Below are 14,224 nucleotides of genomic sequence, written 5' to 3' on the forward strand. Positions count from 1 at the left end.
GTCGATGCCGCAACCGATCCGCATCAAGGACCACGAGAAGGACGCCCGCGTCGTGCGCCGGCGCGTCCTGGTCGGCGGCGTGGTGGTGTTGCTGTTGACCTGCGTGCTGGTCGCGCGCATGTACTACCTGCAGGTGATCCAGTACGAATATCACTCGACCCTGGCGGAGAACAATCGCATCCATGTGCAGCCGATCCCGCCGACCCGTGGGCTGATCTTCGACCGCAACGGGGTGATCATCGCCGACAACCGGCCCAGCTTCAGCCTGACCCTGACCCGCGAGCGCGCCGGCGACTGGCAGCGGGTGCTCGATACCGTGGTCGAGGTGCTGGAACTCGGCGCCGACGAGCGCGCCCTGTTCGAGAAGCGCATGCGCCAGGGGCGCCGCCCCTTCGAGCCGGTGCCGGTGCTGTTCGAGCTGTCCGAGGAGCAGATCGCCCGCATCGCGGTCAACCAGTTCCGCCTGCCCGGCGTCGAGGTCAGCGCCCAGCTGGTGCGCCACTACCCGCAGAAGGAGCGCTTCGCCCACTCGGTCGGCTATGTCGGGCGGATCAACGAACAGGAGCTGAAGAATCTCGACGCCACCGACTACGCCGGTACCCACCATATCGGCAAGACCGGCATCGAGCGCTTCTACGAGGACCTGCTGCACGGCCGGGTCGGCTACGAGGAAGTCGAGACCAACGCCCGTGGCCGGGTGCTGCGGGTGCTCAAGCGCACCGATCCGACTCCCGGGATGGACCTCACCCTGAGCCTGGACGTGCGTCTGCAGGAGTCCGCCGAGCAGGCCCTGGGCGATCGCCGCGGCGCCCTGGTGGCGATCGAGCCGGCCACCGGCGAGGTGCTGGCCATGGTCAGCCAGCCCAGCTTCGACCCCAACCCCTTCGTCACCGGCATCGGCTTCAAGGCCTATGCCGAGCTGCGCGACTCCATCGACCGGCCGCTGTACAACCGGGTGCTGCGCGGCCTGTATCCGCCGGGCTCGACGGTCAAGCCGATGGTGGCCGTATCGGGTCTGGACGCCGGGGTGATCACCCCGCAGACCCGGGTGTTCGATCCCGGCTACTATCAGCTGCCCGGCAACAGCCACAAGTACCGTAACTGGAACCGCCTGGGCGACGGCTCGGTGAACATGGAGTTCGCCATCATGCGTTCCAACGACACCTACTTCTACGACCTGGCGCGCAAGATGGGCATCGACCGCCTGCACGCCTACATGACCCGCTTCGGCTTCGGTCAGCGGGTGGCGCTGGACATGTTCGAGGAGACCGCCGGCCTGATGCCCTCGCGCGAGTGGAAGCGCGCGCGCTACCGCCAGGCCTGGTATCCGGGCGAAACGCTGATCCTCGGCATCGGCCAGGGCTACATGCAGACCACGCCGCTGCAGCTGGCCCAGGCCACCGCGCTGATGGCCACCCGCGGCAAGTGGATACGCCCGCACCTGCTCAAGAGCGCCGACGGCCAGACGCCGCAGGAGCTGATGGCCGAGGGCGCCATGGACGGCATGGAGACGCCGCCGGACATAGTGCTGCGCGACGACAAGTTCTGGGACTACGGGCGTCAGGGCATGGAGGCGGTGATGCACGGGCCGCGCGGCACCGCGGCCAAGGTCGGCGCCACCGCCGCCTACCGCATCGCCGGCAAGAGCGGCACGGCCCAGGTGGTGGCGATCAAGCAGGGCGAGAAGTACGACCGCAGCAAGGTGCGTGAGCGCCATCGCGACCACGCCCTGTTCGTCGCCTTCGCCCCGGCCCAGGCACCGAAGATCGCCGTGGCGGTGATGGTGGAGAACGGCGAGTCCGGCTCCGGGGTCGCCGCGCCGGTGGTCAAGCAGGTGATGGACGCCTGGCTGCTGGGCCCCGACGGCCAGCTCAAACCGGAATACCGCCCGCCACTGACGGCCGAAGAGGCGAGGGTGCAAAGATGAAACGCCAGGAATTCGACCGCAACCTTTCCCAGGAGGACGTGTTCAAGCGCCGCGCCAGCCTGCTGCAGCGCCTGCATATCGACGGCTGGCTGCTGCTGATCCTGCTGGCGTTGGCCGCCGGCAGCCTGTTCGTGCTGTATTCGGCCAGCGGCAAGAGCTGGGATCTGGTGTTCAGGCAGGGCACCTCCTTCGCCATCGGCCTGGTCGCGGCCATCGTCATCGCCCAGTTCGAGCCGCGCTTCATGGCCAGCTGGGTGCCGCTGGCCTATCTGGTGGGCGTCGGTCTGCTGGTGGCGGTGGAAGTCATGGGCCACACGGCCATGGGCGCCACGCGCTGGATCAATATTCCCGGGGTGATCCGCTTCCAGCCCTCGGAGCTGATGAAGATCATCATGCCGGCGACCATCGCCTGGTACCTGGCGCGGCACAACCTGCCGCCGAAGTTCAAGCACATCGCCATCAGCCTGGTGCTGATCCTCATCCCCTTCGTGCTGATCCTCAAGCAGCCGGACCTGGGCACCTCGCTGCTGATCCTCGCCTCCGGCGCCTTCGTGCTGTTCATGGCCGGCCTGCAGTGGCGCTGGATCATCGGCGCGCTGGCGGCCGTGGTGCCGATCGCCATCGCCATGTGGTTCTTCGTTTTGCGTGATTACCAGAAGCAGCGGGTGCTGACCTTCCTCAACCCGGAGAGCGACCCGCTGGGCACCGGCTGGAACATCATCCAGTCGAAGGCGGCCATCGGCTCGGGTGGCGTATTCGGCAAGGGCTGGCTGCTCGGCACCCAGTCGCACCTGGATTTTTTGCCGGAAAGCCACACGGACTTTATCATTGCCGTGCTGAGCGAAGAGTTCGGCATGGTCGGGGTGTGCATTCTGCTGTTCGTCTACCTGCTGCTGATCGGCCGCGGGCTGATCATCACCGCGAACGCCCAGTCGCTGTTCGGCAAGCTGTTGGCCGGCAGCCTGACCATGACCTTCTTCGTCTATGTATTCGTGAACATCGGCATGGTCAGCGGACTGCTGCCGGTGGTGGGGGTACCCCTGCCCTTTATCAGTTATGGCGGAACCCATCTGGTGACGCTGCTGTCAGGGTTCGGGGTGTTGATGGCGATCCAGACGCACCGCAAGTGGATCGCCCAGGCATGACAAGAGTGCAGAATTTGAAACAAGCAATGCGTAGCGCTGCGGTGGCCATGATGGCGCTGCTGGGCGTGACCGGGCCGGCCCAGGCCGCGGGGGAATACCAGGGCTCGGCCAGGGTGGCCGAGTTCGTGGCCGAGATGACCCGCGACCACGGCTTCGCCGGCGAGCAGCTGACCGCGCTGTTCGACCAGGTGGAGCGCAAGCAGGCGATCCTCGACGCTATTTCCCGGCCGGCCGAGAAGGTCAAGCCGTGGAAGGACTACCGGCCGATCTTCATCACCGAGGCGCGCATCGGCAAGGGCGTGGACTTCTGGAACAAGCATGCCGACGCCCTGGCGCGTGCCGAGCAGGAATATGGCGTGCCGGCCCAGGTGATTGTAGCGATCATCGGCGTGGAGACCTTCTACGGCGGCAACACCGGCAGCTGGCGCGTGCTCGATGCGTTGTCCACCCTGTGCTTCGACTACCCGCCGCGCGCCGAATTCTTCTGCCAGCAGCTGCGCGAGTTCCTCATCCTGGCCCGCGAGCAGCAGGTCGACCCGCTCAATCTCAAGGGCTCCTACGCGGGGGCCATGGGCCTGCCGCAATTCATGCCGAGCAGTTTCCGCGCCTATGCCGTGGACTTCGACGGCGACGGCCACATCGACATCTGGAGCAACCCGGTGGATGCCATCGGCAGCGTCGCCAGCTACTTCAAGCGCCATGGCTGGACGACCGGCGAGCCGGTGGTCAGCCGCGCCCAGATCAAGGGCGAACTGGCCGAGGGCGGCCTGACCCAAGGCCTCGATCCGGTGAAGAACGTCGGTGAGCTGCGCGCCCTGGGCTGGGTCAGCGGCGACGTGCTGCGCGACGATATCCCGGTCACCGCCTTCCGCTTCGACGGCGCCGAGGGCCAGGAGTACTGGATGGGCCTACCCAACTTCTACGTGATCACCCGCTACAACCGCAGCGCCATGTACGCCATGGCCGTGCACCAGCTGTCCGGCGAGCTGCTGGCCAAGCGGGGCCGGCCATGAACCTGGCGCTGCGTGGCCTGGCCCTGGCCGTGCTCGGCCTGGCACTCGCCAGCTGCTCCAGCAGCCGTGCGCCGCAGCCGGTGGCGCCGGGCTCGCAGCCGATCTCCGGGCCTTCCGACTACAACCGTCCGCACCGCGACGGCGCGCCCTGGTGGGACGTCGACGTGTCGCGCATCCCCGATGCCGTGCCGATGCCGCATTACGGCAACTACAAGGCCAACCCCTACACGGTGATGGGCAAGACCTATTACCCGATCCGCGACAGCCGTCGCTATGTCGCCACCGGCACCGCCTCCTGGTACGGCACCAAGTTCCACGGCCAGGCCACCGCCAACGGCGAGGCCTACGACCTGTACGGCATGACCGCCGCGCACAAGACCCTGCCGCTGCCGAGCTATGTGCGGGTGACCAACCTGGACAACGGCAAGAGCGTAATCCTGCGGGTCAACGACCGCGGGCCCTTCTATTCCGACCGCATCATCGACCTGTCCTTCGCCGCGGCGAAGAAGCTCGGCTATGCCGAGAGCGGCACCGCGCGGGTCAAGGTCGAGGGCATCGACCCGCACGAGTGGTGGGCCGCCCAGGGGCGCCCGGTGCCCATGGTGCTGGCGCAGCCGAAGATGGCCAGCCCGCAGCCGGCCGCCGCGCAGCCGCTGGCGGTGGCCGCCAGCCAGCCGATCGAGCAGTACAGCCCGCCGGCCGAGCAGCATGCGGCCGCCGTGCTGCCGGTCCAGGTCGAGGTAAAAAAAAACGCTACGCCCGCAGTCTCTGGCCTGTATCTCCAAGTAGCCGCCTTCGCCAATCCCGACGCTGCGGAACTTCTCAAGGCCAAGCTGAGCCAAACGGTGCCTGCCCAGGTGTTTATCAGCTCGGTGGTGCGCAACCAGCAGATATTGCACCGAGTCCGCCTGGGGCCGGTTGAGACCCAGGCCGAGGCGCAGCAGCTGCAGGACAGCGTGCGCCTGGCCAATCTTGGGGAGCCGACCCTGGTGCGCCCCGACTGAGAACCTGTTTAAAGTCTGCTGCGCGTCGGCCATGCGTCGTTAAAAACAGACTCGGAATGCTCATTTACCGCTCGTAAACTGCGCTTCCTCGCCTGTTTCTGCCTAGCCTGGCTCTAGCTCGCAAGACTTTGAACAGGTTCTGAGCGGACTTCGTCCGCCGCCGTGAGGCGGCGGTGAATGCGGGCGGCCGAGGCCGCCCGTGCCATTGTTGAACAGTGACTTCAGAGAAACGGATGAACATCTCTCGCCTTGCCCAACGCCTCTCCCTGCTCGTGATGCTGGCCGCGCCCTGCGTCGCGTCCGCCGAATCGGCGATTCCCTCGCCGCCGCAACTGGCCGCCAAATCCTATGTGCTGATGGACGGCGCCAGCGGCAAGGTGCTGGTGGAGAACAATGGCGATCAGCGCCTGCCGCCGGCCAGCCTGACCAAGCTGATGACCGCCTATATCGCCACCCTGGAAATCCGCAAGGGCAAGATCGGCGAGCAGGACCTGGTCACCGTCAGCGAGCATGCCTGGCGCACCGGCGGCGCGGCCTCCGGCGGCTCCACCATGTTCCTGCCGATCAACAGCCAGGTCACGGTGGACGACCTGCTGCACGGCATCATCATCCAGTCCGGCAACGACGCCAGCATCGCGCTGGCCGAGTACATCGCCGGCAGCGAGGACGCCTTCGCCGACATGATGAACGCCACCGCCGAGCGGCTCGGCATGAAGAACTCGCACTTCATGAACGCTACCGGCCTGCCGCATCCGGAGCACTATTCCAGCGCCCACGACATGGCCATCCTGGCCCGTGCCATCATCAACGAGGACAAGCAGCACTACGCGATCTACTCGCAGAAGGAGTTCCTCTGGAACAACATCAAGCAGGGCAACCGCAACCTGCTGCTGTGGCGCGACAGCACGGTCGACGGCCTGAAGACCGGCCACACCGAGGAAGCCGGCTACTGCCTGGTGGCCTCGGCCGTGCGCAACGACGCGCGCATGATCACCTCGGTGTTCGGTACCGACAGCGAGAAGACCCGCGCGGCCGAGACCCAGAAGCTTTTGACCTACGGCTTCCGCTTCTTCGAGACCCAGACCTTCTACAAGGCCGGCCAGGAGCTGACCCAGGCCCAGGTATGGAAGGGCGTCGGTCGCCAGGTCAAGGCCGGCCTGGCCGAGGACCTGTCCATGACCCTGCCCAAGGGCCAGATCAAGCAGCTCAAGGCCAGCATGGTGCTGGAGCCACAACTGGTGGCGCCGCTCAAGCAGGGCGACGTGATCGGCAAGGTCGAGGTCAAGCTGGGCGAGGAGCTGGTGCACAGCGCCGACCTGATCGCCCTGGAGCCGGTGGAGGAGGGCGGTTTCTTCCGCCGCCTGTGGGACAGCATCCGCCTGTTCTTCTACGGCCTGTTCAACTGAGGCGATGGGCGCGCCTTGAAAAACCGGCCAGGCGCGCCCATTTTTGGCGAAAGGCCGACGAGTCGCGGAGCGACTCGCTCATGAGACGCCCCTGACGGGGCGTTCTGTTTTTCTCGCGGGCCACAAACCCGGAGCACCCTGATGACCGATACCGAAGTACAAGCCCCGAAAATCGAATTCCCCTGCGAGCGCTACCCGATCAAGGTGATAGGCGAGGCCGGCGCAGGCTTCGCCGACCTGGTGGTGGAAGTGATCCAGCGCCACGCGCCGGACCTCGATCCCGCCAGCCTGGTGTCGCGCGACAGCCGCAACGGCCGCTTCCTCTCCGTGCAGGTGCTGATCACCGCCACCAGCATCGAGCAGCTGCAGGCGATCCACAGCGACCTCAAGGCCACCGGCCGCGTGCACATGGTGCTCTAGTGGCCGAGCTCGTCGTGCGTCACCTGGGCCTGGCGGACTACCTGCCGACCCTGGAAGCCATGCGCCGCTTCACCGCCGAGCGCGATGCGTCGAGCCCCGACGAGATCTGGTTGCTGCAACATCCGCGGGTGTTCACCCAAGGCCAGGCCGGCAAGCCGGAGCACCTGCTGGCGCCGGGCGACATCCCGGTGATCCAGGTCGAGCGTGGCGGCCAGGTCACCTACCACGGCCCCGGCCAGCTGGTGGCCTACCTGATGCTCGACCTGCGCCGGCGCAAGCTGGGAGTACGCGAGCTGGTCACCGCTATGGAGCTGGCGCTGGTCGATGTGCTGGCCGGCTATGGCATCGAGGCGGCGCCCAAGGCCGACGCCCCGGGAGTGTATGTCAACGGCGACAAGATCGCCTCGTTGGGCCTGCGGGTGCGCAACGGCTGCTCCTTCCATGGTCTGGCGCTGAACGTCGACATGGACATGGCGCCGTTCCTGCGCATCAATCCCTGCGGCTATGCCGGCCTGAAGATGGTCCAGCTCAAGGACCTGCTGCAGAGCCCGCCCGCGCTGGACGAGGTGGCGCAGCGCCTAGAGCGCGCCCTGCGCGAGCGCCTGGGCTACGTCTGAGGCAAACGAAAAAGGCCATGGGGTGACCATGGCCTTTTCGTTTTCGCCGCTGTCAGTTCAGATTGAGCGCCGGAATCAGGCTGTCGTCCTGCTGCTGGCCGGGCACTGGGACGGGGGCGGCCAGGCCCAGGTTGTTCTTCTCGAACACCCGGTCGGCGCGGTAGCTGGAGCGCACCAGCGGGCCGGCGGCGACTTCCATGAAGCCTTTCTCCAGGCCGATGTCGCGCAAGCGGTTGAACTCCTCGGGGCTGACCCAGCGTTGCACTTTCAGGTGGTTGCGCGTCGGCTGCAGGTACTGGCCGAGGGTGAGGATGTCGACGCCGATGGCGCGCAGATCGTCCATGGTTTGCAGGATCTCCTCGTCGGTCTCGCCCAGGCCCAGCATCAGGCTGGTCTTGGTCAGTACCTGCGGGCGATGCTGCTTGGCGAACTCCAGCACCTTCAGGGTCTTCTCGTAGCCGGCGCGGGGGTCGCGCACCACATGGGTCAGGCGCTTGACCGTCTCGACGTTCTGCGCGAACACCTCGAGGCCGGAATCCACCACGCGGGCGATCGCCTGTTGGTCGCCGTCGAAGTCCGGCGTCAGCGCTTCCACCACCACCCGCGGGGTGTTGGCCTTGATCGCCTGCACGCAGGCGGCGTAGTGTGCGGCGCCGCCGTCGGCCAGGTCGTCGCGGTCCACCGAGGTCAGCACTATGTAGCGCAGGCCCATCAGCTCCACCGACTTGGCGGTGTTCTGCGGCTCTTCCAGGTCCAGCCAGCCATTCGGGTTGCCGGTGTCGACCGCGCAGAAGCGGCAGGCGCGGGTGCACACCGAACCCATCAGCATGATGGTGGCGGTGCCGTTGGACCAGCATTCGCCCATGTTCGGGCAGTGCGATTCCTGGCACACGGTGCTCAGGCGATGCTCGCCTACATTGCGCTTGACCGCCTCGAAGCGGCTGCCGCTCGGCGCCTTGACCCGCAGCCAGCTCGGCTTGGGTTCGACGATCTGCGGCTCGGCCGAAGCGCGACGCTTCTGGCCATCCTTGATCGCGGTGATACCCTGCGGCGTACGGAATTTTTCGCCGCTGGCTACGGACTTGGGCGAGGGGGTGTCGGACATCTGATCTCGGCTCCGGTAGGGGCTTCGGTGGCGGGGCTTGTGGCCGGATCGCAGTCTACCATAGACGCCTTGGCACGGCGCCGGCGCCTGTCGGCTGGCGGCGAGAGGCACTGTCGGGCCGCCCGTGCTTCCCTGAGTTTGCCCGTGCCGGTGGCATTGGCCCATCGAGAGACTTTGCAGTGAGCCGTATCGAGGTTGTTCTGGAGCTGCCGGCGGACTTCCGCCCGGCCGACCTGCTCGCCTTCCATGGCCGCGATGCCCAGGCCCTGGCCGAGCGGGTGACGGCGGACGGGCTGGACAAGGGGCTGCTCTGGCAGGGCCTGCCGGCCTGCCTGAGCATGCGTTTCGCGCCTGGCCGGGCGCGGGTGGCCCTGGCGATCGATGGCCGGGTGGCCGAGGAGCCGCAGGCGCTGCGGGCGCTGGCCGAGCGCATGCTGGGGCTGACCCAGCCGGTGGCCGCGTTCGCGGCGGCGCATGCCGGCCACCCGCTGCTCGGCCGCCTGATCGCCGCCCATCCCGGCCTGCGCGTGCCGCAGTCGAGCAGCCCGTTCGAAGCGCTGAGCTGGGCCATCAGCGGCCAGCAGATCAGCCTGGCGGTGGCCATCTCCCTGCGCCGCAAGCTGATCCGGCTGGCCGGGCGGGCGCACTCCGGCGGCCTGCTGTGCTACCCGGACGCGGCGGCGGTGGCGGCGCTGGACGAGGATGCCCTGGGCCGGGCCGGCTTCTCGCGGGCCAAGAGCCAGACCCTGCTGATGCTGGCGCGTGAAGTGCTGGCGGGGCGTCTGCCGCTGGACCAATGGCTGGCGGACGAGCCGGCCGAGGCCATCGGCCAGCGCCTGCTGGCGCTCAAGGGTATCGGCCCCTGGACGGTGGACTATGCCCTGCTGCGCGGCTTCGCCCGCATGGACGGCTCGCTGCACGGCGACGCCGCGGTGCGTCGCCAGTTGCAGCGCCTGCTGGGTTCCGCAGAGAAGCTCGGCCAGCCCTTCGTGCGCGACTGGCTGCAGCCCTTCAGCCCCTGGCGCGCGCTGGTGGCGGCCCATCTCTGGGCCATGCCGTAAGCTTTAGCGGTGCAAAGGCTAGCGAGCTAGAGCCGGGCTAGGCGAGAAACGACCAGAGGGAGTAACAGCCATAGGCTGGCCCGAAGGGCGAGCGCCAGCGAGTAGAGAGGCAGAGGGCGCGGAGTTTACGAGTGGTAAATGAGCACCCGAGGCCTCTCTCCAACAACGCCCGGCCGACGCGCAGCAGCCTTTGCTCAGCGCAGGCGCTGCAGCAGCGCCGGAGTCGGATAGCCGTCGGCCGGCAGGCCCAGGCTCTGCTGGAAGGCGCGCACGGCGCGGCGGGTGTTGGCGCCGATGATGCCGTCGGCCGGGCCCGGGTCGTAGCCCTTGGCCGCCAGACCTTGCTGCAGGGCGATGCGTTCGCTGCGGCCGAGCGGGCGCTCGTCCTTCGGCCAGCTGCCGCCGATCTGTCCGCCGCCGCCGAAGCGCTGGCCGAGCAGGCCCACGGCCAGGGCATAGGAGGAGGAGTTGTTGTACTTGAGGATGGCGGCGAAGTTGCCGAACACCAGGAACGCCGGGCCGCGATGACCGGCCGGCAGCAGCAGGTAGCCGGTGTCGTTCGGCGCCAGGCCGGCGGGCGTGCCCTTCACGCCGAGCGCGTGCCACTGCGCATAGGTCTTGCGGATCTCGCTGTCGGCCAGGGCATAGTCGAAGCCGTCCGGCAGGGCGACCTGGAAGCCCCAGGGCTTGCCGTGATGCCAGCCGGAGGCCTGCAGGTAGTGGGCGGCCGAGGCCAGGGCGTCGGCGCTGGAGTTCCAGATGTCGCGGCGGCCGTCGCCGTCGAAGTCCACCGCATGGCTCAGGTAGGTGGTGGGGATGAACTGGGTCTGGCCCATGGCGCCGGCCCAGGAGCCGCGCAGGCCGTTCGGGCCTATGTCGCCGCTCTGCAGTATCTGCAGGGCGGCCAGCAACTGCTCTTCGGCCCACTGCGGGCGGCGCCCCTCAAAGGCCAGGGTGGCCAGCGAGCGGATCACCGAGTGCTCGCCCTGGAACTGGCCGAAGCTGCTCTCCATGCCCCAGATCGCCACCAGGGTCTCGCGCTCCACGCCGTAGCGGCGCTCGATGGCCTGCAGGCTGGCGGCGTGTTCGGCGAGCAGGGCCTGGCCCTTGCGCACGCGCACCGGCGACATGGCGCCGTCCAGGTACTCCCACACCGGGCGGGTGAATTCCGGTTGGGCGCCATCGGCGCGCACCACGCTGGCGTCCGGCTCGATACCGGCCAGGGCCCGGTCGAACAGCCCGGCGTCGATGCCGGCGCGCAGGGCCTTGAGGCGGAAGCGCGTGCGCCACTCGGCGAAGGTCACCGCCGGGGCCGGCGGCACGGCGACCTGGACCTGAGCCGCGCTCGGCTCGATGCGTTGCACCGTGGCGCCCGGCTTGCTGGAGATCTGTTCGGCTTCCGGGGTCGGGGTCTCGGCGCAGGCGCCGAGCAGCAGGGCGGTGCCGGCGATCAGCCCGGCCAAGCGCGGATGGGAGAGGCGAAGGGGCATTGCGGGGGAATCTCGGTAGTGCCAGTCAGAGCGCGACCATAGCATGACCAGGGCGTTTCAGGCCGCCAGAAAGCAAGAAGCCTCCCAGTGGGAGGCTTCGCGGCGGTAGCTGCCTTTGCCTTTCTTCGGCTGTTCCTGGCGGCAACGGAACAGTGGCTGGGCGATTATGGACTTGGCCTTGTTCGGCCGCTTGTTGCGCTTCTTGCTCATCGGCGGATTCCTCGCATGGCCCGCGACGCTGCGGGCGGCGCGGACTATGCGCCGCCGTGCAAAAGATGTCCAGTCAGGGCCTGTTTGCGACCTTTTGAGCTAGAGCCAGGCTAGGCGGAATTGGGCGAGGGCGCGGAGTTTACACACCGTAAATGAGCAGCCCGAGCCCAATTCCAACGCGGCATGGCCGACGATCAAGAGGTCGCAAGCAGGCTCTCAGGCCAGGCCCATGCCCCACTTGATCGCATAGGCGAGCAGCCCCACGGCCAGTACGCCGCCCAGCCACAGGGCAACGAACCAGGCCAGGCGCCTGGCCAGCGGCGGCCTGTCGTCGTTCATCAGTGGTAACCCTCGCCGACCTTGACCTTGCCGCGGAACACCCAGTAGCTGTAGCCGGTGTAGAACAGGATGATCGGCACCATCAGCACCACGCCGACCAGGGCGAAGGCCTGGCTGCTCGCGGGAGCCGAGGCCTCCCAGATGCTCACCGAGGGCGGGATGATGTTCGGCCACAGGCTGATGGCCAGGCCGGTGTAGGACAGGGCGATCAGCGCCAGGGTCAGCACGAAGGGCTGCCAGTCGATCTTCAGGTGCACGGCCCGCACTATGCCGAGCACGGCCACCGCCACCAGGGTCGGCACCGGGATGAAGTAGAACAGGTTGGGCAGGGTGAACCAGCGCTCGGCGATGGCCGGGTGGGCGATGGGCGTCCACAGGCTGACGGCGGCGATAAAGGCCAGCATCAGGCAGGTCAGCGGCAGCATCAGCCTGTACATCTTGCGCCGCAGCTGGCCCTCGGTCTTCATCAGCAGCCAGGCGCAGCCGAGCATGGCATAGCCGACCACCAGGCCGGCGCCGCAGAACAGCGGGAAGGGCGCCAGCCAGTCGAAGGGGCCGCCGGCGAAGGCGCGGTTCTCCACCTCGATGCCCTCGATGAAGGCGCCCAGCACCACGCCCTGGGCGAAGGTCGCCAGCAGTGAGCCCCAGATGAAGGCGGCGTCCCACAGGTGGCGGGTGCGTTTGGCCTTGAAGCGGAACTCGAAGGCCACGCCGCGGAAGATCAGGGCGATCAGCATGATCACCAGCGGCAGGTACAGCGCGGTGAGCACCACCGAGTAGGCCAGCGGGAAGGCGGCGAACAGCCCGGCGCCGCCGAGCACCAGCCAGGTCTCGTTGCCGTCCCAGATCGGCGCCACGGTGTTCATCATGGCGTCGCGCTCGTCCTTGTCGCGGAAGAAGGGGTAGAGGATGCCGATGCCCAGATCGAAGCCATCCATCACCACGTACATGAAGATGCCGAAGGCGATCACCCCGGCCCAGATCAGCGGCAGATCGATGCTCATTGGCGGCTCTCCTGTTCGTCTTCGACGCTCTCGTCGGCGGCCGACAGCGGCCGCGACGGAGTGCGCGCATGGCCGGGGCCACCGTCCTGTTCCGCGGTGTGGGCATGCAGCAGGCCGAGGGTCGGGCCCTTGCGCATCATGCGCAGCAGATAGGTGATGCCGACGCCGAACACCAGGAAGTACACCAGCACGAAGATGCTCAGCGACACTCCCATCTGGGTGGCGCTGTGGTTGGACACCGCATCCGAGGTGCGCAGCAGGCCGTAGATCACCCAGGGCTGGCGGCCGACCTCGGTGGTCACCCAGCCGGCCAGCAGGGCGATCAGCCCGCTCGGGCCCATCGCCAGCATCAGGCGCTGGAAGCCCCTGGCCTCGTAGATCCGCCCGCCACGGCGCAGCCACAGGCCGAGCACGCCGCAGAGGATCATCGCCAGGCCCAGGCCGACCATCACGCGGAAGCTCCAGAACACCACCGGCACGTTGGGCCGGTCCTGCGGCGCCCAGTCCTTGAGGCCCTTGATCTCGCCGTCGAGGTCATGGGTGAGGATCAGGCTGGCCAGGCGCGGGATGCCGATGGCGTAGTGGGTGGTCTCTTCCTGCATATCGGGGATGCCGAACAGCAGCAGCGGCACGCCTTTCTCGGTGTCCCAGTGGCCCTCCATCGCGGCCACCTTGGCCGGCTGGTACTTGAGGGTGTTGAGGCCGTGGGCGTCGCCGATAAAGGCTTGGATGGGGGCGACCAGCAGCGCCATCCACAGGGCCATGGAGAACATCATGCGGGTGGCCTCGTCGCGCTTGCCCTTGAGCAGGTGCCAGGCGGCGGTGCCGCCGACCACGAAGGCGGTGCTGAGGAAGGCCGCCACCGCCATGTGCGCCAGGCGGTAGGGGAAGGACGGGTTGAACACGATGGCCCACCAGGACTCGGGCTGGAACACGCCGTCGACCAGGCTGTAGCCCTGCGGGGTGTGCATCCAGCTGTTCGAGGAGAGGATCCAGAAGGTCGAGATCAGCGTGCCGATGGCCACCATCAGGGTGGCGAAGAAGTGCAGGCCGCGGCCGACCTTGTTCAGGCCGAACAGCATGATCCCCAGGAAGCCGGCCTCGAGGAAGAAGGCGGTGAGCACCTCGTAGGTCAGCAGCGGCCCCATGATGCTGCCGGCGGCGGTGGACAGCCCGGCCCAGTTGGTGCCGAACTGGTAGCTCATCACCACCCCGGAGACCACGCCCATGCCGAAGGTGACGGCGAAGATCTGCAGCCAGAAACGGAACAGGTCGTAGTAGACCTCGCGCCCCGTCTTCAGCCACAGGCCTTCGAGCACGGCCAGGTAACTGGCCAGGCCGATGCTGATGGCGGGGAAGATGATGTGGAAGGAGACGGTGAAGGCGAACTGCAGGCGCCCCAGCTCCAGTGCATCCAGGCCGAACATGATGGCCACTCCGGAAATTGATCTGAATCAATCTTCCGTCAAGCCTAGGACGCGGC

14 protein-coding genes are annotated in these 14,224 nt (G+C 67.6%); 8 read left to right on the forward strand and 6 right to left on the reverse strand.

Going from position 1 to position 14,224, the window contains the following annotated elements:
- Positions 1–4 precede the first annotated feature (4 nt).
- From mrdA to lipB, 7 genes are all read left to right on the forward strand, one after another.
- Positions 5–1,927, forward strand: a complete 1,923-nt coding sequence (gene mrdA, locus AAFN46_RS08775; protein WP_347808297.1) for a penicillin-binding protein 2 — start codon at positions 5–7, stop codon at positions 1,925–1,927.
- The gene (gene rodA / locus AAFN46_RS08780; RefSeq protein ID WP_347808298.1) at positions 1,924–3,072 is read left to right on the forward strand and encodes a rod shape-determining protein RodA; all 1,149 of its coding nucleotides are present in this window, start codon (positions 1,924–1,926) and stop codon (positions 3,070–3,072) included. The genes mrdA and rodA overlap by 4 nt, the downstream gene beginning before the upstream one ends.
- Positions 3,073–3,098: 26 nt before the next feature.
- The gene (gene mltB, locus AAFN46_RS08785) at positions 3,099–4,085 is read left to right on the forward strand and encodes a lytic murein transglycosylase B (protein WP_347808299.1); all 987 of its coding nucleotides are present in this window, start codon (positions 3,099–3,101) and stop codon (positions 4,083–4,085) included.
- Positions 4,082–5,089 (forward strand): septal ring lytic transglycosylase RlpA family protein, encoded by a 1,008-nt coding sequence (locus AAFN46_RS08790; protein WP_347808300.1) that lies wholly within the window; start codon positions 4,082–4,084, stop codon positions 5,087–5,089. The genes mltB and AAFN46_RS08790 overlap by 4 nt, the downstream gene beginning before the upstream one ends.
- Before the next feature lie 233 nt (positions 5,090–5,322).
- Positions 5,323–6,495: a D-alanyl-D-alanine carboxypeptidase family protein gene (locus AAFN46_RS08795; RefSeq protein WP_347808301.1), complete on the forward strand. Its 1,173-nt coding sequence runs from the start codon at positions 5,323–5,325 to the stop codon at positions 6,493–6,495.
- Positions 6,496–6,636: 141 nt separating this feature from the next.
- The gene (locus AAFN46_RS08800) at positions 6,637–6,915 is read left to right on the forward strand and encodes a DUF493 domain-containing protein (RefSeq protein ID WP_347808302.1); all 279 of its coding nucleotides are present in this window, start codon (positions 6,637–6,639) and stop codon (positions 6,913–6,915) included.
- Entirely contained in the window at positions 6,915–7,532 is a 618-nt protein-coding gene (lipB, locus tag AAFN46_RS08805) for a lipoyl(octanoyl) transferase LipB (RefSeq protein WP_347808303.1), read from the forward strand. The genes AAFN46_RS08800 and lipB overlap by 1 nt, the downstream gene beginning before the upstream one ends.
- A 52-nt stretch (positions 7,533–7,584) precedes the next feature.
- Here the strand turns inward: lipB and lipA are convergent, their stop codons facing one another.
- On the reverse strand, positions 7,585–8,637 hold the full coding sequence (lipA, locus tag AAFN46_RS08810) for a lipoyl synthase (RefSeq protein WP_347808304.1): 1,053 nt from the start codon (positions 8,635–8,637) through the stop codon (positions 7,585–7,587).
- Between the two features lie 179 nt (positions 8,638–8,816).
- Between lipA and AAFN46_RS08815 the strand changes: the two genes are divergently transcribed.
- A complete protein-coding gene (locus AAFN46_RS08815) occupies positions 8,817–9,698 on the forward strand; it encodes an AlkA N-terminal domain-containing protein (RefSeq protein ID WP_347808305.1) in 882 nt (293 codons plus the stop codon).
- A 194-nt stretch (positions 9,699–9,892) separates the two neighbouring features.
- Here the strand turns inward: AAFN46_RS08815 and AAFN46_RS08820 are convergent, their stop codons facing one another.
- From AAFN46_RS08820 to AAFN46_RS08840, 5 genes are all read right to left on the reverse strand, one after another.
- Entirely contained in the window at positions 9,893–11,188 is a 1,296-nt protein-coding gene (locus AAFN46_RS08820) for a lytic murein transglycosylase (protein WP_347808306.1), read from the reverse strand.
- A gap of 57 nt (positions 11,189–11,245) precedes the next feature.
- Positions 11,246–11,398 (reverse strand): alternative ribosome rescue factor ArfA, encoded by a 153-nt coding sequence (gene arfA, locus AAFN46_RS08825; RefSeq protein ID WP_347808307.1) that lies wholly within the window; start codon positions 11,396–11,398, stop codon positions 11,246–11,248.
- 216 nt (positions 11,399–11,614) lie between these two features.
- Positions 11,615–11,737, reverse strand: a complete 123-nt coding sequence (locus AAFN46_RS08830) for a DUF2474 domain-containing protein (protein WP_347808308.1) — start codon at positions 11,735–11,737, stop codon at positions 11,615–11,617.
- A complete protein-coding gene (gene cydB, locus AAFN46_RS08835; protein WP_347808309.1) occupies positions 11,737–12,741 on the reverse strand; it encodes a cytochrome d ubiquinol oxidase subunit II in 1,005 nt (334 codons plus the stop codon). The genes AAFN46_RS08830 and cydB overlap by 1 nt, the downstream gene beginning before the upstream one ends.
- Complete coding sequence (locus AAFN46_RS08840; protein WP_347808310.1) at positions 12,738–14,168, reverse strand: cytochrome ubiquinol oxidase subunit I; 1,431 nt, start codon at positions 14,166–14,168, stop codon at positions 12,738–12,740. Before AAFN46_RS08840 ends, cydB begins: the two co-directional genes overlap by 4 nt.
- Positions 14,169–14,224: the final 56 nt, after the last annotated feature.

The sequence above is a fragment of the Pseudomonas sp. CAU 1711 genome, assembly GCF_039888625.1.
Lineage (GTDB): Bacteria > Pseudomonadota > Gammaproteobacteria > Pseudomonadales > Pseudomonadaceae > Aquipseudomonas.